This window comes from Neisseria sp. P0020.S003 (assembly GCF_051957095.1).
Lineage (GTDB): Bacteria > Pseudomonadota > Gammaproteobacteria > Burkholderiales > Neisseriaceae > Neisseria > Neisseria subflava.
The window spans coordinates 1-18,488 of the sequence record NZ_JBQCWU010000001.1 but is presented as its reverse complement, the minus strand read 5'-3'; the positions used below and the strand labels follow the sequence as shown (position 1 = coordinate 18,488).

General features: G+C 50.9%; 17 protein-coding genes, 3 tRNA genes and 1 pseudogene. 15 read left to right on the top strand and 6 right to left on the bottom strand.

Annotated elements, in window-relative coordinates:
- Nucleotides 1–224: 224 nt before the first annotated feature.
- Both ACTHTQ_RS00105 and ACTHTQ_RS00100 read left to right on the top strand, forming a co-directional pair.
- Nucleotides 225–755, top strand: coding sequence for a DUF4189 domain-containing protein (locus ACTHTQ_RS00105; protein WP_440362708.1), 531 nt, complete (start codon nt 225–227; stop codon nt 753–755).
- Between the two features lie 216 nt (nt 756–971).
- Nucleotides 972–1,481, top strand: coding sequence for a DUF4189 domain-containing protein (locus tag ACTHTQ_RS00100; protein ID WP_440362707.1), 510 nt, complete (start codon nt 972–974; stop codon nt 1,479–1,481).
- Between the two features lie 391 nt (nt 1,482–1,872).
- Here ACTHTQ_RS00100 and ACTHTQ_RS00095 read toward each other — a convergent pair whose 3' ends face one another.
- The 6 genes from ACTHTQ_RS00095 to ACTHTQ_RS00070 all read right to left on the bottom strand — a co-directional run bounded on the left by ACTHTQ_RS00095 (nt 1,873) and on the right by ACTHTQ_RS00070 (nt 5,520).
- Entirely contained in the window at nt 1,873–2,715 is an 843-nt protein-coding gene (locus tag ACTHTQ_RS00095; protein ID WP_440362706.1) for a cell division protein, read from the bottom strand.
- Nucleotides 2,716–2,730: 15 nt separating this feature from the next.
- Complete coding sequence (locus ACTHTQ_RS00090) at nt 2,731–4,491, bottom strand: bifunctional biotin--[acetyl-CoA-carboxylase] ligase/type III pantothenate kinase (RefSeq protein WP_440362705.1); 1,761 nt, start codon at nt 4,489–4,491, stop codon at nt 2,731–2,733.
- The gene (locus ACTHTQ_RS00085) at nt 4,488–4,994 is read right to left on the bottom strand and encodes an adenylyltransferase/cytidyltransferase family protein (RefSeq protein WP_141745162.1); all 507 of its coding nucleotides are present in this window, start codon (nt 4,992–4,994) and stop codon (nt 4,488–4,490) included. The genes ACTHTQ_RS00090 and ACTHTQ_RS00085 overlap by 4 nt, the downstream gene beginning before the upstream one ends.
- 259 nt (nt 4,995–5,253) lie before the next feature.
- Nucleotides 5,254–5,329: transfer RNA gene (locus ACTHTQ_RS00080), tRNA-His, on the bottom strand.
- 9 nt (nt 5,330–5,338) lie between these two features.
- Nucleotides 5,339–5,415, bottom strand: a tRNA-Arg gene (locus tag ACTHTQ_RS00075).
- A 27-nt stretch (nt 5,416–5,442) separates the two neighbouring features.
- Nucleotides 5,443–5,520 (bottom strand) — tRNA-Pro (locus ACTHTQ_RS00070).
- Between the two features lie 201 nt (nt 5,521–5,721).
- On the opposite strand from ACTHTQ_RS00070, the gene folD reads away from it, so the two are divergent.
- From folD to ACTHTQ_RS00005, 13 genes and pseudogenes are all read left to right on the top strand, one after another.
- Nucleotides 5,722–6,573 carry a bifunctional methylenetetrahydrofolate dehydrogenase/methenyltetrahydrofolate cyclohydrolase FolD gene (gene folD / locus ACTHTQ_RS00065; protein ID WP_070607312.1) on the top strand — a complete coding sequence of 284 codons (852 nt, stop codon included), beginning with the start codon at nt 5,722–5,724 and terminating at the stop codon, nt 6,571–6,573.
- 85 nt (nt 6,574–6,658) lie between these two features.
- The gene (locus ACTHTQ_RS00060) at nt 6,659–7,732 is read left to right on the top strand and encodes an AI-2E family transporter (protein ID WP_070633296.1); all 1,074 of its coding nucleotides are present in this window, start codon (nt 6,659–6,661) and stop codon (nt 7,730–7,732) included.
- Between the two features lie 129 nt (nt 7,733–7,861).
- Nucleotides 7,862–9,103, top strand: coding sequence for an aromatic amino acid transporter (locus ACTHTQ_RS00055; RefSeq protein ID WP_250599452.1), 1,242 nt, complete (start codon nt 7,862–7,864; stop codon nt 9,101–9,103).
- Nucleotides 9,104–9,195: 92 nt separating this feature from the next.
- Entirely contained in the window at nt 9,196–9,669 is a 474-nt protein-coding gene (locus tag ACTHTQ_RS00050; RefSeq protein ID WP_440362704.1) for a DUF7832 domain-containing protein, read from the top strand.
- Nucleotides 9,666–10,727: a glycosyltransferase family 4 protein gene (locus ACTHTQ_RS00045; protein ID WP_440362887.1), complete on the top strand. Its 1,062-nt coding sequence runs from the start codon at nt 9,666–9,668 to the stop codon at nt 10,725–10,727. Before ACTHTQ_RS00050 ends, ACTHTQ_RS00045 begins: the two co-directional genes overlap by 4 nt.
- A 20-nt stretch (nt 10,728–10,747) precedes the next feature.
- Complete coding sequence (gmhB, locus tag ACTHTQ_RS00040; protein WP_440362703.1) at nt 10,748–11,326, top strand: D-glycero-beta-D-manno-heptose 1,7-bisphosphate 7-phosphatase; 579 nt, start codon at nt 10,748–10,750, stop codon at nt 11,324–11,326.
- A gap of 71 nt (nt 11,327–11,397) precedes the next feature.
- Complete coding sequence (locus ACTHTQ_RS00035) at nt 11,398–12,129, top strand: lysophospholipid acyltransferase family protein (protein ID WP_285071280.1); 732 nt, start codon at nt 11,398–11,400, stop codon at nt 12,127–12,129.
- 64 nt (nt 12,130–12,193) lie between these two features.
- Nucleotides 12,194–12,889 carry a M48 family metallopeptidase gene (locus ACTHTQ_RS00030; RefSeq protein ID WP_440362886.1) on the top strand — a complete coding sequence of 232 codons (696 nt, stop codon included), beginning with the start codon at nt 12,194–12,196 and terminating at the stop codon, nt 12,887–12,889.
- 172 nt (nt 12,890–13,061) lie between these two features.
- Nucleotides 13,062–13,433: a hypothetical protein gene (locus tag ACTHTQ_RS00025; protein WP_003683787.1), complete on the top strand. Its 372-nt coding sequence runs from the start codon at nt 13,062–13,064 to the stop codon at nt 13,431–13,433.
- A gap of 156 nt (nt 13,434–13,589) precedes the next feature.
- Nucleotides 13,590–15,065, top strand: coding sequence for a surface lipoprotein assembly modifier (locus ACTHTQ_RS00020; RefSeq protein WP_440362885.1), 1,476 nt, complete (start codon nt 13,590–13,592; stop codon nt 15,063–15,065).
- Between the two features lie 292 nt (nt 15,066–15,357).
- The gene (locus tag ACTHTQ_RS00015) at nt 15,358–16,854 is read left to right on the top strand and encodes a subtype B tannase (RefSeq protein ID WP_440362884.1); all 1,497 of its coding nucleotides are present in this window, start codon (nt 15,358–15,360) and stop codon (nt 16,852–16,854) included.
- Nucleotides 16,855–17,146: 292 nt separating this feature from the next.
- On the top strand, nt 17,147–18,190 hold the full coding sequence (gene aroG / locus ACTHTQ_RS00010; RefSeq protein WP_003683923.1) for a 3-deoxy-7-phosphoheptulonate synthase AroG: 1,044 nt from the start codon (nt 17,147–17,149) through the stop codon (nt 18,188–18,190).
- A gap of 165 nt (nt 18,191–18,355) precedes the next feature.
- Nucleotides 18,356–18,488, top strand: a pseudogene (locus tag ACTHTQ_RS00005) (IS5/IS1182 family transposase); the annotation flags it as partial.

The window sequence follows — 18,488 nt, the reverse complement described above, 5'->3', positions numbered from 1 at the left end:
GGCAAAGTTAATTTGGCCTTGATTATACGGTATTTTATATGGCTTTGGATATGTTGATTGCTTGGGTTTATGAGTGATTGAAACAAATCAAAAGGCCGTCTGAAATATAGGGGCGAAATGTTTGCCTTACCCTAGTCAGCCGCGTGAAGAAAATAACAAATCATCGTATGATTGATGCAGCGCAGGCTGATAAAGATTCACATAATAAATAGATTGGAATTAAAATGAAAAAGTTACTTGTTGTATTGCTAGGACTGGCAAGCCTTAATGTTTATGCCAACGGCTGCGGCGGTGAATACCAACCTGCAACCGGAACATGCCGTATTATCGACAGCTCCGGTAGACAAATTTTATATAACGTTGGCAGACCACAATCTTCCAATAATGGTTATTCTCAAAACCAACCAAGCGTTGTCAATATCGATGTCCCTTCAAAATACGGAGCTTGGGCAGTTAATATTAAAACCGGCATTTCGGCAGATACTATTAATGCACCTTCTCTTGAGGAGGCAAAAAAAGGGGCTATCAAAGCCTGTGAGCAAGGAGGACGAAATTCACCTTGTGTAGTAGCTGCATGGGTTAGAAATGGTTGTATTGCCGTTTCCCAAGGGAAAGTAGGAAAAAAATTAAAAACTTTCTATGGAATTGAAGCTCCAGGACAGGCAGAGATGTTAGCACTAAGAAAATGTCAGGCTTCAGGAGGAGTTCAATGTAAAATTACCACTCCTGAAGGCTGCTCTATGCCTGAATTCTAATAGACAAAGTGCCGTTATTTTATATGGCTTTAGATATGTTGATTGCTTGGATTTATGAGTGATTGAAACAAATCAAAAGGCCGTCTGAAATATAGGGTCGAAATGTTTGCTTTACCCTAGTTCAACGTCAGCCGCGTAAAGAAGATAACAAATCATCGTAGGATTGATGCAGCGCAGGCTGATAAAGATTCAAATAATAAATAGATTGGAATTGAAATGAAAAAGTTACTTGTTGTATTGCTAGGACTGGCAAGTCTTAATGTTTGCGTTGCTAATCCTACCTATGATGCAACTAGGGGCGCATTACAAAATGACCCTGGTTTATGTCAATACGGATACAACCGTAATTGTGGCTCATCTGGTTACAGTCAACAAAGACAACCTACGGAAATTATCAACATCGATGTTCCTTCAAAATACGGAGCTTGGGCAGCTAACCCTAAAACTGGTATTTCAGGTGGGGCACTCGAGATGGATTCACTTGCTGCTGCCAAAAGAGAAGCCATTAAAACTTGTGAACTAGGGGGGAAAAATAAACCGTGTAAAATTTATGCTTGGGTAAGGAATGGTTGTCTTGCCGTTGCCCAAGATCAAAATGGTACAATTTTTTTTGGATCAACTACCCCTGGTCTTGCTGAAGCGGAAGCCTTAGAAAAATGCCAAAGAAATAGAAAAGCACAATGTAAAATTATTGCCACCGAAGGCTGCTCAATGCCTAAATTCTAATAGACAAAGGCCGTCTTTATTCAGACGGCCTTTTTAATCATGGCAAAGCCGATGACAAAATTTAATTCCCATACAAAACAAAATATTACAAAAAAAACCATTATTTTTTTAATTTTGCTATTGATAATAGTTATTATTAGCGTATAATCAGAATCACTCGGAAGACGTCCTAATCCGAGCCATTAAACGACAGATTTTATCCCCCTCTTTCCCATTATCTCTTGATACTCGGAGTGCGCATATACGAAACATACCTGTTCCCCTTTATATCAGATACTCAAAACCGAAAAACATGAAACCCACTGCCGATACAGTGGGTTTCGTGTTATGTGCGTTCGGTTTATCAGGCTTGGGACTGCTGTTCAGGCCGTCTGAAACCGAATAGACCTGATTATCGGCAGGTTTTCATGTTCAATTTGCCATAACGGCCGACAATGTTTCTGATGTCTTGGGCATCGCGCTCGTCAACTGCCATGAAGACCACAGTCATGCGCGCCACGCTCAAACCGGTATCGGGTGCGCTTCTGTCTTCCTGTTCGACAATGCGCGCGCCGCCGAAACCTGCGCTGGACAAGCGTGAAATCAAAACTTGGGCGGAAGAACGGCTGCGTGTTACGTCAATACTGATTTCGCCGTTGTGAATGCTGCCGCTAAAGCCGCGGCTGCCCAAGGCATCAAGCTGGGCGGAGGTGTCGCCGTCCGCAGGCAAGACCACGCGGAAGGTTTTGGAAGAAGTCTCGCCACCGGATGCGCCGTTGCGTTTTTCGATACTGCGGCTGGCCGCATGAGGCCATTTGCCCAACAAGCCTTTGATGCGGTGGTAATCGTCTTCATCCATCACCACGGTGGCGCTGCTGGTGCACAAGCGTTCCACGCCGGCCGCGCCCATCTCTTCTTCAGCGGCGCGACGCTCTTGCGCCTCTTTCTCGCGGCGCATTTTTTCTTTTTTCTCTTTCAACTGCTGCGCTTCTTGCTTTTTACGCAAGGCTTCCGCTTCTTCGGATTCAGGTTCGGCCATAATCAGGCCGTCTGATTCGACCACCACCCAATCAGGTTGCGATGCCTGCTGAGGTTCGGCTTTAGGCACATCCAAAGAAGACGGGCGCAATAATTCGTGTGTACTGCCTTCCAAAGCAGATTCGGGTTTGGCGGTTTTATGTTGTGTCCGATAGGCAACCATGCTGCCAAAAACAATGATGTTGAGTGCGACCAAGACCGCAAACAGCCATTTCATGATGCGTTTTCCTTTTTATTGTCCGTTGCGATGAGCAATCCAATGCAAGAGCCCGTGAATCACGAGATTATCGACGATTTTCACTTGATTGTCATGAACGAATGACTCCGGCAGCGCCTGCACGACTCTGGCCGCGCCGCCGCCCGTGATAATGATATCGACCGGTTTGCCCTCGCCCGTTTTGTCTTTCAGACGGCCATGCATCATCATCAACGCGCCGCAAACGGCATCCATCATGCCGCTGGCAATGGCGTTCGGCGTTGTGGTTGGAAACGGATATACCTTGCCGATGGGGCGGTTGAGGTTGGCGGTCTTGAGCGCCATCGCCTCTTTCATCAAGTGGAAACCGGGCATGATGGTGCCGCCGAGATAATGATTGTCTTCCGTCAGCGCGTCGGTGGTTATGGCGGTACCGCAGCTGACGACGACGCAGGCGTTTTGCGTAAAGCGGCGGCTGCCCAGCGCATTAAACCAACGGTCGGAGCCATGTTCTTCAGGGCGGCGGTAATGGTTGCGGATACCCAAAGCCTGCGGCATGGAAGACAGCCATTCGACCGGACGGGTTAATTGTTCTTCAACCATCGCTTTTTTTACCGAACCGCACACGGCGCAACCGACAATCTTCACATCTTCATCGGCAAATTGCAGCCATTCTTCGCCCAGCTGGGTCAAATCACGATACGGCGCGTGGCCGACTTCGGAAAATGTGCCGTTCTCCACCCACGCCCATTTCAACTGACTGTTGCCGCCGTCCAGCAGCAAAAAGCGTTCCGGTTTCGCAGCGGCAGGTTGTGCCGGGCGGTTATCCGGGCGTAAGCTGATCTCGCCGCTGACGATGGTTTTCTCGCCCTTGTCCGTCTGCAAACGCAACGCGCCTTGCACATCCACGCCTTTGACTACGCCTTCGTGGACAACACGTCCTTCCTGAAGCAACAACACCGGCCTGTTTGTGTCACGGTTGGCGGCATCGTATTCGCCGACACATGACGCAAATCCGTTTTGCGCGTATTCGCTCAACAGCGCATCGAGTTGCGCCAATACTGCATTCAACAAGGTTTTGACGCTTACGCCCTGCTTAGAGGCCGTCTGAAACAAGGCCTGCACAGAAGTGGCGTTTTCAACTTCTTTCGGCAATACAAAATTGATGCCGATGCCGATGATGGCGACAGTCTTATTCTCTACCCTCGCCGTTTCAATCAAAATTCCGGCCAATTTATCGTTGGCCACGACCAAATCGTTCGGCCACTTGATATTTACGTCCAAACCAATATCGGCAAGCGCACGGCGGCAAGCCAATGCCACTACCAACGCCAGCGAACCCAGCTCATACTGCGGCTTGTCAAACACCCAGCCCAAGCTGAACATCAGACATTCGCCCTGTCGGTTGACCCAACTCCGCCCTTGCCGTCCGCGGCCTTTGGTTTGGAAATGCGCCACACACAAGGCCTTATGCGCCAAATCTGCCGACTGGCGCGCCAATGCCATGATTTCATCGTTGCTGGACGAACATTCGTGTTTCAACTGCGCACGAAAACCCTGTTTTCCGGCCATTTGTTGCAAAGATTCTTCGGCAAACACAGCCAAAGGGCGCACCAAGCGCCATTGCCCGTCATGCTGGCGCAGCAAACCGCGGATATGGCCCGGCATCTGCTGCCAGAATCCGTTTAATTGTTGCGGTTTCATCCCAACCACGCGCGCCAACTGAGAAACGTGTTGCGGCAGGCCGTCTGAAAGCGCGGCGAGCAAGGCCCAATGGCGGCTGTTCAAATCCGTCATTCGCCTCCTCCGGCTTCGCGGATTTTCGCCAAAGTTTTGGTGGTCGAAGTCTGGTGTAAAAACGGAATAGAAAATACTTTGCCGCCACGCGCAAACGTCTCGGCCGCACCGACAATCTTATCCACAGGCCAATCGCCGCCTTTAATCAATACATCGGGTTTGACCATTTCAATCAACGCGGCCGGCGTGTCGTCATCAAACCATGTGACCAAATCTACGCTCGCCAACGCCGCTGCCACTGCCGCGCGGTTTTCCAAAGGATTAATCGGACGGTCGTCCCCCTTGCCCTGACGGCGCACCGAAGCATCGGTATTCAACGCCAACACCAAAGCCGCACCGGCCGATCTCGCCTGCGCCAGATAGGTTACATGGCCTCGGTGGAGAATATCGAAACAGCCGTTGGTAAACACCAGCGGACGGGGCAATGCCGCCAAACGCTCCGCCAGCTTTTCGGGCGGACAGATTTTGGATTCAAATTCTGGAGCTGACCATTCGGACATGATGCGGTTCCTTTGGAAATGAAACAGAAAATAATCGGGGTATTATAAAGGATAACGGCGAAACGCCATAAAAAGATACCGAACGGTATAATATTCGGGCTTGACTGCGTATTCGTTGACATTTGATAACACGGCAAACGCCATTTTTGCCGATGCCATGATGAAACGGTTTGATAAATACTTTTTTGAAACTCTATTAAATCTGAAGTAAAATTCGGGTATAAACGGAAAAAAGCCTGCATACAATATGCAGGCTTTCATCTGGGGTGGCTGATGGGGCTCGAACCCACGACAACTGGAATCACAATCCAGGGCTCTACCAACTGAGCTACAGCCACCGTAAAAATTGGCACGCCCGACAGGAATCGAACCTGTAACCCCCGACTTAGAAGGTCGGTGCTCTATCCGGTTGAGCTACGGGCGCTCATGCCGATTCGTGCTAAGAATTTTGTGGTCGGGGCGGTGGGATTCGAACTCACGACCCTCTGCTCCCAAAGCAGATGCGCTAACCGGGCTGCGCTACGCCCCGACTGAAGACCTGAACTATACAGACCCTTTTCAGCCCGGTCAACACCCACTTTGCTTTATTTTTTCATTTTTTGATTATCTTATTATTTTTAATCGTTATTTATTTTTATGCTTTACAATCAGGGTTACTCTTTTGTGTCAGGCCGTCTGAAAAATGCGATAATTTAAACGCAATATTTATCCCTATTGAGGAGGAAAAATCATGGCTGCACAACTTATAGACGGAAAAAAAATCTCCCAGCAACGCATCGAGGCGGTCGCGCAGGCGGTAAAAGCGCGTCAGGAAAAAGGTTTGCACACTCCTTGCTTGGCGGTGGTATTGGTTGGCGACGACCCTGCCAGCGCGGTTTATGTACGCAATAAAAAACTGACCTGCCAAAAAAGCGGCATAGAATCGCGCTCTTATGAGCTGCCGTCTGAAACCACGCAAGACGATTTGCTGAAACTGGTGGACGAATTAAACGGCGACCCTGCCGTCGACGGTATTTTGGTGCAACTGCCGCTGCCGGCTCACATCGACAGCCAAGCGGTTTTGGAGCGTATCGAGCCGCATAAAGATGTGGACGGCTTCCACCCTTACAACGTCGGCCGCCTGGTCGTCAAAATGCCGCTGATGCGCCCTTGCACGCCCAAAGGCGTGATGACTTTGTTGGAAGCCTACGGCATCGACCCGAAAGGCAAAAAAGCGGTCGTCGTCGGCGCGTCCAATATTGTCGGCCGCCCGCAGGCGTTGGAATTGCTGCTGTCCCGCGCGACGGTAACCATTTGCCACAGCGCCACGCAAAACCTTGCCGATGAAGTTGCGGCCGCAGATATTTTGGTGGTCGGCGTAGGTATTCCGAATTTCGTTAAAGGCGAATGGGTCAAACCCGGCGCAGTCGTTATCGATGTGGGCATCAACCGTTTGGACGACGGCAGCCTGTGCGGCGACGTTGAGTTTGATGTCGCCAAAGAACGCGCGTCCATGATTACGCCCGTTCCCGGCGGCGTCGGCCCGATGACGATTGCCACTTTGTTGGAAAACACGGTACACGCGGCCTCATTGCACGATTAATCGCTGTCATTAAGTTAGGCCGTCTGAACATGGTTTTTCAGACGGCCTGACCTGTTTTTTTTGCTTTTTACCTTATTGGCTTCACATGTCCTTACTCTCTTCACACACCGACAACCCGACTTTCCGCAACGCTTCCTATATCCTGATGGGCTTGGCTTTGCTGATTGTCTTGCACTACCATTTTCTGCCGCTGCTGCTGTCGGTTATCCTGACCTATATCTTTATTACGCGCACCAACGGCGTCATCCTCAAACTCCGCCGCCGTGTTTTGCCGCGCAACACGCGGCTGCATAAATCGCTCAACGCGCACAATATCAACCTGATTTCCACCACGCTGACGCTGGCCATCGTGTTCAGCATCATTACAATGATGTCTTTGGGCATTTACCACCTGATACACGGCGGCCATGTCGGCTTTATGCTGGCCAAGCTGGCGGCGATTTTGGAAGACACCAAAAACAGCCAAGACCTGCCTGCGGCCATTCTCAATATGCTGCCCAACAATATGGCCGAAATCAAAGCCTCGGCAATCAAGCTGATTGAAGAATACCGCGCCGCGCTGACCCGTATCAGTAAAAACAGCATCACATCCTTCGTGTACATCCTCATCGGCATCATCATCGGCGCCATGCTCAGTTTCCACCGCCTGAAAATGCGCAAAAACCGCCACAAAATGCCGCTGTTTAAAGCCGAACTGATGCGGCGCATCGTCAATTTTGAAACCAGCTTTGAACGCGTATTCCTCGCCCAAGTCAAAATCTCGCTGATCGACACCTTCCTGACCGGCCTGTACCTCTACTTGGTTTTACCGCTGTTCGGCGTTGACCTACCGTTTAAAATGACCGTCCTGATCGTCGCCTTTATCGTTGGCTTAATTCCGGTGGCGGGCAACCTGATTTCCAACACCATCATCATTATTTTGAGCCTCGGCGCATCGCTTTACGTCGCACTCGCCTCGTTGGTTTTCCTTGTTGTCATCCATAAGCTCGAATATTTCCTCAACGCCAAAATCATCGGCTCGGAAATCGAATCCAGCGCATGGGAATTGCTGGTGGCGATGGTTGTCTTTGAACGCATTTTCGGCATCGGCGGCATCATCGTCGCGCCGGTTTATTACGCCTACCTGAAAAACGAATTGAAACTGCGAAAATTGATTTAATCAGTTGCGTTTATACACATCAAAGGCCGTCTGAAAACGACAATCGGGTTTTCAGACGGCCTTTGCTTTACCTTTTCTTACACTTTACGGCATAATGGCAGCCACGCATTTCTAGAAGAAAGATAAACAATGTCAACCAAAACCCCTTCACTATTCGGCGGCGCGATGATTATCGCCGGTACGGTTATCGGCGCAGGCATGCTTGCCAACCCGACCGCCACTTCCGGCGTATGGTTTACCGGCTCGCTGGCCGTGTTGCTGTACACCTGGTTTTCCATGCTCTCCAGCGGCCTGATGATTTTGGAAGTCAATACCCATTATCCGCACGGCGCCAGCTTCGACACCATGGTCAAAGACCTGCTCGGCCCGACTTGGAACGTCATCAACGGCGTTGCCGTCGCTTTCGTTTTATACCTGCTCACCTACGCCTACATCTTCGTCGGTGGCGACCTGACAGCCAAAGGCATCGGCAGCGCGGTAGGCAGCGAAATCTCGCTCACCGTCGGGCAACTTGTCTTCTTCGGCATCCTCGCGTTTTGCGTGTGGGCATCCGCACGCTTGGTTGACCGTTTCACCAGCATCCTCATCGGCGGCATGGTATTGACCTTTATTTGGGCAACCGGCGGTCTGATTGCCGATGCCAAAATGCCTGTCTTGTTCGACACCCAAGCCCCTGCCGGCACCAGCTACTGGATTTATGTCGCCACCGCCCTACCCGTTTGCCTTGCCTCATTCGGTTTCCATGGCAACGTTTCCAGCCTGCTCAAATACTTTAAAGGCGACGCGCCCAAAGTAGCCAAATCCCTGTGGTCGGGTACGCTGATTGCCTTGGTGATTTACGTCCTCTGGCAAATCGCTATCCAAGGCAACCTGCCGCGCAACGAGTTCGCACCGGTTATCGCCGCAGAAGGCCAAGTTTCCGTCCTGATCGAAACGCTGTCCAAGTTCGCCCAAACCGGCAATATGGACAAAGTGTTGACACTGTTCTCCTACATGGCGATCGCAACGTCCTTCCTCGGCGTAACGCTCGGCCTGTTCGACTACATCGCCGACATCTTCAAATGGAACGACAGCATCTCCGGCCGTACCAAAACCGCCGCGCTGACCTTCCTGCCGCCTTTGATCTCCTGCCTGCTCTTCCCTACCGGCTTCGTTACCGCCATCGGCTACGTCGGTCTGGCCGCAACCATCTGGACAGGCATCATCCCCGCCATGCTGCTCTACCGCTCGCGCCATAAATTCGGCATCGGCAAAAACTACAAAGTTTACGGCGGATTCTGGCTGATGGTTTGGGTCTTCCTCTTCGGCATCATCAACATTGCCGCCCAAATACTGAGCCAAATGGAGCTCGTTCCCGTATTTAAAGGTTAAATTCCCTTAAGGCCGTCTGAAACACCCTCTTTCAGACGGCCTAATTCATTATTTTCCGCTACAATACCCCTTTCCCCCAACGAACACCGTCCATGTACGACAATATCCGCTTCCATCTCGACGAAGGCTACCCCGACCAGCTCCCACCTGAAAACGCCGCCACCCATATCGGCATGTACTGGCAGTGGGCGGCGCAGGCAGGCCTCGTCAACCCCGTCTGGCAAACCGCCCCCGAAACCGCAGCCGACTTCGCCGCCATGACCTCGGGCAAAATCAGCGGACGGCACTTCCTGCTCAAACACATGGACGGCGCATTAACGGCGGACGACTTTACCGAACTCGGCCAACGGTTTACCGAGTTCTACTACACCGACGAAGAAGAGGGCTACGGCGCATTTATGGAAGACTACGTCCTCGCCCTCGACACGCCCTCGCTCGGCGGCTTCTACCACGTCAAAAACGCCCCGGAAACCTTCACCAAACTGACACCCGTTTTTCAGACGGCTTTTGAAAAATGGAAAAGCAGTTTGAAAGTAGAAAAATATTCGAAAGAATCCACACAATGAAGCCGAACTATTCTATCGACATTGCTATTAACTGCTTCCGTCCAGGTGGCGGCATGGAAAGCTACACTTTCGACCTGGTCCGTGGTTTAAACGCACACGGCATCAAACCTACCGTCTTTGCTGCACAAATCGATACAACGATTCCTGAATGCCGCCAAGTTGATACGCATCACGTCAATCAAAAAAAGATTCCAAAAAAGTTGCGTCCTTTTTTCTTCAGTATGCAATTGGCCAAACTCCGGCAAAACAGGAATATCCCCCTTATTACCTGCAATCCCAGTGATTATGCTGATATCTTTGTCTGCGGCGGTACACACTTAGGTTACCTGCACAACATGGGTAAAACCCCAAACCTACTTGATAGACTCATCATTCGGCGTAACCGCACCAACTACTCAACGGCAAAATTGATCATGGCGCATTCACACCTAATGCAACACGAGTTGATCAACCTCTATGGGGTACCTTCTGAAAAAATCCATGTTATCCATCCACCTGCCGATACTGCACGTTTCTACACCAAACCGGAAGAAATTCCTGCAACTCGTGCGAGATACGGATTTAAAGACGACGAAACTATTTTCCTATTTCCATCAACCGGACACACCCGAAAAGGTTTGGATTTATTAGCAGAATTTTTTGAGCATACCGATTTACCCATCAAACTGGCTGTTGCCGGATCGCCCTTACCTCGACCAATGGACAACGTCATTGAGCTTGGTTTCTGCAAAAATATGCCTGAACTTTACCGAACTGCTGACTTCACTATCATGGCATCACTGTACGAACCATTCGGACTGGTTGGCATAGAATCTATTTTGTGCGGAACCCGAGTTGTTTTCTCCGACAATATGGCATGTACCGAAGTTATGAACGAAAATGCAGGCTTCTTTTTCTCACGTCAAAACCCAGAAACATTGGCACAAGCCATCACTCAAGCAGTTTCTCTCAAACGGCAGGGAAAACACAAAATTACCTCTCCTATGCAGGCATTAACCTATAATCCCACCTTAACGTATCATATCGACCAAACTCTCAATATGTTGAAGGCCGTCTGAAAACAATATTTAGGAACACCATGAAACTCATCATCCTTGACCGCGACGGCGTCATCAATCAAGACCGCGACGATTTCGTCAAATCCGTTGACGAATGGATTCCCATCGAAGGCAGCATGGATGCCATCGCCTTTTTAACGCAGGCAGGTTACACCATTGCTGTGGCCACCAACCAATCCGGTATCGGCCGCAAATACTTTACCGTGCAAGACCTGACCGAAATGCACGCGAAAATGCACCGCCTTGCCGTTCAAGCAGGCGGCACCATCGACGGCATTTGGTTTTGCCCGCACACCGCCGCCGACAACTGCGAATGCCGCAAACCCAAGCCCGGCATGATTATCGATATTATCGAACGCTTCAAGGCCAATGCCGCCGAAACCTGGCTGGTCGGCGACAGCCTGCGCGACCTGCAAGCCATTGATGCCGCAGGCGGCAAATCCGCGCTCGTCCTGACCGGCAAAGGCAAAAAAACGCTGGCCAAACACGAGCAAGAACTGCCCGAACACACCCAAGTCTTCGACAACCTGCTGGCTTTCTCGCAATGCATCATGCGTGAAAACACAAAAATCGAAGAAGCCGCGCAAGCCATCCTATAAACGACAAGGCCGTCTGAAAACTGCCGACAACGTTATTCAGACGGCCTTCAAACGACAGACTTTTCCCCGATATGCTGATTATCCGCAACCTGATTTACTGGTTCATCCTTTCCTCCAGCATTATTTTGCTGTTCCCCTTTATGCTGCTTGCCCTGCCCTTCCAAGGCGGCGCGCACAAAATGGCACAAGTTTGGGTGCGCATCCTCAACTGGTCGCTCAAGCACATCATCGGTTTGAACTACACCTTAAGCGGCGCGGAAAACATTCCCGACCACCCTGCCATCATTTGTGCCAAACACCAAAGCGGCTGGGAAACCCTCGCCCTGCAAGAGATTTTTCCGCCACAAGTCTATGTTGCCAAACGCGAACTCTTCAAAATCCCTTTCTTCGGCTGGGGCTTGAAGCTGGTCAAAACCATCGGCATCGACCGCAACAACCGCAGCGAAGCCAACAAACAACTTTTAGAACAAGGTCTTGCGCGTAAAAACGAAGGCTATTGGATTACCATTTTCCCCGAAGGCACACGCCTGCCGCCCGGCGAAAAAGGCCGCTACAAGCTCGGCGGCGCGCGCATGGCAAAAATGTTCGAGATGGACATCGTCCCCGTCGCGCTCAACAGCGGCGAGTTTTGGCCGCGCAACTCCTTCCTCAAATATCCGGGCACGGTCAGCGTCATCATCGGCAAACCCATTGCCCACAACAACGGCAATGAAGCCGAACTCATGGCCCAATGCGAGCAATGGATTGAAAGCCAACAGCCCCTGATTACCGGACAAGGTCCGTTCGCGCCCAAAACCAAATAAATCATTCCATCGGGTGGGCCGCTATGCCCGCCTTTCCATGCCGTCCAATATTTCCATTAATATCATGCCCCGCCTCCATACCCACACCCTTTCAGACGGCCTCACCATTCATATCCAGCTCAAACGCAGCGCCAAGAAAAACCTCATCTTGCGCCCCGTTTCCGCCGATACCGTCAGCATCAATATCCCTCCATTTGTTACCCAGCACACCTTTACCCAATGGCTGAACGACAACGAAGCCATCCTGCGCCGTACCTTAAACAAAACACCGGCCCGACCAACACCCACCGACTCGCTTCCCGAATGGATTTGGTATCAAGGCGTTCAGACGGCCTTGTCCGTCCACACAGCAAACCACATCCAAATCAGGCCGTCTGAAATCCTGTTGCCCGAAAAAGAAAACGCCGCCCAACTTACCCATTTGCGCCGCTTTCTGCACGAGCGTGCGCACGAGTATCTGCTGCCGCGCCTCGAAGGCCATATCCGAACCACCCGCCTGACCCCGAGTGCCATTTCCCTTTCCAACGCCAAAACCTTCTGGGGCGTTTGCCGCCACACTACCTGCATCCGTCTCAACTGGCGGCTCATCGGTGCGCCCGAATATGTCGCCGACTACGTCTGCCTGCATGAACTCGCCCACCTGCGCCATCCCAACCACAGCCCTGCATTTTGGGCTCTGACACACTCGCTCACGCCGCATGTTGACCAAGCCGAACAATGGCTGAAGGAGCACGGCAGCGAATTGTTCCACCTCAGCTAAGTCTTATCCGGCAGCATTTTTTTGCAAGCAAACACCAGCCCAAAGCAAAGAACCAACGCCCTCCAAATAAATCATGTAGCCGCACGTAAAATCAAGTTTATCTGCTTGCCGCCCCTCATACCTGCCGATAAGATGATGTCGTTCTCAAAACCCTTTTCAGAAAGGAAAACCGATGACCAAAGCAAAATCGTTACTGGCCACCGGCATTTTGGCTCTTTTCTCCGCCACGGCATTCGCCTCCCCGCTGCCTTCCGAAATCTACCGTCCGGATGGCGCGCACACCATAAAAGCCGATCATCAAGGTAACGGCGAATTTGAATACGAAGCCGAACTCTCCGGCCAACGCAATTCCATTCCTTCCTTGGCCAAAAAAGTGATCGCCCACGCGCGCAGCAAAGGTTTCCATGTGGTTGAGTCTGAAATCAAACACGACGATGCCGATCTGAAATTCAAACGCGGCAAACAAGAGCTGGACGTTTCCATCGAAGACAAAGGCCAAGGCCGTATCGAATACAAAGCCGATTTGGACTTGGACCAAAACTAAATCCGACTCGCAAACAAAGGCCGTCTGAAATCCCATCGGGTTTCAGACGGCCTTTTGTCATCTTTATCAGGTATAATGGCAGTCGGTTTGTAAAATTTCCGACTCAAAACATTGTACAATCTGCCCACTTATACCGACAACATCCCAAACATTGCCATGAAAAAACGTCTGCTCCTCCTCGCCATCCTTCCCCTTTCCCTTCACGCCGCCGATGTGCCGCCTGACGTAAAACCCGAGCTTCAAGTCAACACTGCCGAACCCCAACAACCCGAAACGCACAACATTCCTGCCGAGCAGACAAATAGGCCGTCTGAAAAAATCATCAACGTCGATGCCGATACCCTGCTTGCCAACACCGAATTACTGGCACGCGCCATGTATTCCGCCGTCGTCGCCCACAACATCCCCGGCATCAAAGCCGTTTTGCCCATTTACGAACAATGGCCAGAACACGACCGCGCCATGGCACGCTATGCCAAAGGTTTGCTTGCCCAATCCGAAGGACGCGCCGCCGAAGCCGTCGGCCATTACCGCCGCTTTATCGCCGAGAAGCCCGATGCCTCCGCCGTCCGCTGGCAGCTTGCGACCGCCTTGTTTGAAGACAAACAAAACGAAGCCGCGGCCGACCAGTTCGACAAACTACAAACCGAATCCCTCCCGCCTGCCTTGCAAGAACGCATCGAAACCTACCGCAAAGCCCTGCGTGAACGCGACTCATGGCAATTCAACGCCGGCTTGAACATCACGCGCGAACAAAACATCAACCAAGCCCCCAGCCAACGCCGTCTGGGCAACCACCTGAGCGATGAACAATGCCGCGCCGTGCGCCTTGCCTATCCCGACGACGACTGCTTCCGAGGCTGGACATTCCCCGAACCCATCGATGCCACCGCGGTCCACTACCAAATCGGCGCAGAAAAAAAATGGTCGCTGCCACGCGGCTTCTATGCCACGGCAGGCGCAGACCATTACGGCAAAATCTACCCCAAACACACCAACTACAACGACCTTACCACACGCTTTTCGGCAGGCATCGGCTATGCCGACCAGCGCAACGATATCGGCATGACCCCGTTCCACGAACGCCGCTTCTACGGCAACGACCCCTACACCTACACCAACGGCGCACGCCTCCACTACAACCATTGGTGGCAACCCAAGCTGCAAACCCTCAGCGCATTTGAAGCAGGCCGTCTGAAAAACAGCCGCCGCGAGCATTCCAACAACACCAGCCAACTGCTCAGCAACTCCATCGTGTACTACCGCAACGCGCGCCAATACTGGGTAGCCGGTATCGACCTCTACCGCGAACGCAACCGCGACGACAAAAGCGACAGCTTCAACCGCTACGCCCTGCGCACCACATGGGGACAAGAATGGCCCAAAGGTTTCTCCACCGTCCTACGCCTCAGCGCCGCCCAACGCCGTTACCAAGCCCCCAGCTTCTTCAGCAATGAACAAAACCGCCGCGACAAAGAAGCCTCCGCCTCCCTGAGCGTATGGCACCGTGCCCTCCATTTCAAAGGCATCACCCCGCGCCTGACCATCGCCCACAACAAAACATGGAGCAACGACAAGTTCTACGAATACGGCAAAACCAAAATGTTTGTCGAATTGAGCAAAACGTTCTGACAAGTAGAACCAATCTGTGGATAAAGCAAAAATGTCTGTCCTGCATACTGATTTACAAGACAGATTCAAACTTTTACAGATACCGAATCAATAGATTTTTTAAGGCACAACGCCTTATTAAATTCATATTTATCAAATAGATAAAATCCAAGCCAATATTACTTTATCAACGTAACGTACAACACTGCATAACGTTACAAAAAAATCAGGCCGTCTGAAACCCGACTTAGCGTTTCAGACGGCCTTAGTATTTGTTATCATATCCGTTCACACCTCTTCAAAAAGTATGATGATGAATGCCCTGAACAAAACCCTCTTATCCGTTTCTGTCGCACTGGGATTGAGCGCCTGCGCTTCCGTCAAAACCGCAGACACCTACGACCTAGACTTTTCCAAACAGAAATACACCGAACAAAGCATCGAAGTGAACGGTCAGGCGGTTAAATTCCGCGCTTATGAAAACGTGGTTTACGTCCGCAATCCTGTCGATACCCGCTACGAAATCATCAATATTTACGTCCCCGAAGCCTATTACAACGGCGGTGAGATAGACGGCTTTACCGCCGAAACCGCACCGATTTTCCTGCCCAACCAAATCGGCGGCTATATGCCTGCCGAACCGGGCAAGCCTGCTTTAGAAGGCAAACGCGGCGAACCCGAAGACGGTCAAAAATCGCCGAACGCTGTTCTGACCGCCCTTTCCAAAGGCTACGTCGTCGCCTCCCCAGGCGCGCGCGGCAGAACGGAATCTACCGGCAAAGCACCTGCCGCGATCGTTGATTTGAAAGCCGCCGTCCGCTATCTGAAAGCCAACGACAAAGCCATGCCCGGCGATGCCGAAAAAATCATTTCCAACGGAACAAGCGCGGGCGGCGCGATGTCCGCACTCTTAGGCGCAACAGCCGATCAAAAAGATTACGAAAACCACCTCAAAGCCTTAGGCGCAGCGGAAGGCAGCGACAAAGTTTTCGCCGTATCCGCCTACTGCCCGATTACTGATTTGGATCATGCCGACATGGCTTACGAATGGCAATTCAACGGCGTTAACGACTACAAAAAAATGAACATTTCCATGCTCGACTACCGCGTCAAACGCGAGCTGGTCGCCGGCACGCTGACCGATGACGAGAAAAAACTGTCCGACCTCCTCAAACCGCTGTACCCCGCCTATCTCAACAGCCTGAACCTGAAATCTCCCGAAGGCAAACCCCTGACTCTGGATGCCCAAGGCAACGGCAGCTTTAAAAACCATATTGCCGGCCTGCTCGCCCAATCCGCCCAAACCCAGCTTGATGCAGGCAAAGACTTGAGCGACCGCGCTTGGCTGACAGTCCGCAACGGCAAAGTCGTCTCCGTCGATTTCGATGCCTACGCCAAAGCCGCCGGCCGCCAAAAAACACCGCCTGCCTTTGACGGCGTAGATTTGAGCGCGGGCAAAAACCAGCTCTTCGGCAACAATACCGTCGATAAACGCCACTTCACCGCGTTCTCCATGCAACACAATACCGCTGCCAACGCCGAAATCGCGGACGGAGAAACCGTCAAAATCATGAACCCGCTCAACTACATTGGCAAACCGGGCGCGAACCTGCCGCAAAACTGGCGCATTCGCGTCGGCACCAACGACCGCGACACCTCACTGGCAGTCTCCGCCGTCTTAGCCGCCAAACTGCAAAACAACGGCCAAACCGTCGACTACACCCTGCCTTGGGATGTCGGCCACGGCGGCGATTATGACTTGGACGAACTGTTTGCCTGGATGAAGCAAGTCAGCAGTTCTGCAAAATAATTGTTCGCAATATAGATTGAGATGAGATTGGGTATCCTGTTTTAATTAAAGAAAGGCCGTCTGAACTTTTTCAGACGGCCTGTATTTTGATAAAAACTCAAAGCCCTTTATTATATAAATGAAATTTTTAATAGCATTAAATTCTAATTTAAATAAATAAAATAATTTTAAATTCCATAAAATAATTTAAATAAAGAAATTTTAGAATAAAATTGCCAAAACAAAAAATCAAGCCTTGTTTAATTCTGATAAAACCTGTAACCTGTATTAAAAATAAACAAGAGAGTCCATCATGTCCCAACACCACCCTACCGACGATATTAAGATTAAAGAAGTCAAAGAGTTACTCCCTCCAATCGCACATTTGTATGAGCTGCCTGTTACGCCTCAGGTTGCCAATTTGGTTTATAAAACACGTCATGAGATTTCGGATTTGGTTCACGGCCGCGACAACCGTTTGCTGGTCATCATCGGCCCATGTTCGATTCACGATACTAAGGCGGCGGTTGAATATGCGCAAAAATTGCTGCCCTTGCGCAAAAAATATGAGAAAGAGCTGCTGATTGTGATGCGCGTGTATTTTGAAAAACCGCGTACAACCGTTGGCTGGAAAGGCTTGATTAACGATCCTCACTTGGACGGTACGTTTGACATCAACTACGGCCTGCGCCAAGCGCGTCAGTTGTTGCTGACTTTGAACGAAATGGGCATGCCTGCTTCGACTGAATTCTTGGACATGATTACGCCGCAATACTACGCCGACCTGATTTCTTGGGGCGCGATTGGTGCGCGTACGACTGAAAGCCAGGTACACCGCGAATTGGCCAGCGGCCTCTCCTGCCCTGTCGGTTTTAAAAACGGTACGGACGGCAACCTGAAAATCGCCATAGACGCCATCGGCGCCGCCAATCATCCGCACCACTTCTTGTCTGTAACCAAAGCCGGTCATTCCGCGATTGTCCACACCAGCGGCAACCCTGACTGCCATGCGATTTTGCGTGGCGGTAAAGAGCCTAATTACAGCGCGGAACACGTTAAAGACGCGGTTGCGCAGCTTCAAAAAGCCGGTGTGAGCAGCAAACTAATGGTGGACTGCAGCCATGCCAACAGCCGTAAAGACTTCCGCAAACAAATGGATGTGGCGCGCGATGTTGCGGCGCAGCTGAAAGCCGGTGAAGAAAACATCATGGGCGTGATGGTCGAAAGCCACTTGGTTGAAGGCCGTCAAGACAAGCCAGAGGTTTACGGTCAAAGTATTACGGATGCCTGCATCGGTTGGGATACAACTGAAGAATTGCTGGCCCTGCTTGCCGAGGCGAAAGGTTACCAAGCGTAAGTGCGAAACCATTAAAAAGACCGGATATGTTCCGGTCTTTTTTGTGCCTGTCATTTTGATTTCTTTGCTCAGGTTTAGAATAAAAAAGTATGAGACCTTTGCAAAATTCCCTAAAATCCCCTAAATTCCCCTAAATTCCCACCAAGACATTTAGGGGGATTTCTCATGAGCACCTTCTTCCAACAAACCGCACAAGCCATGATTGCCAAACACATCGACCGCTTCCCACTATTGAAGTTGGATCAGGTGATTGATTGGCAACCGATCGAACAGTACCTGAATCGTCAAAGAACCCGTT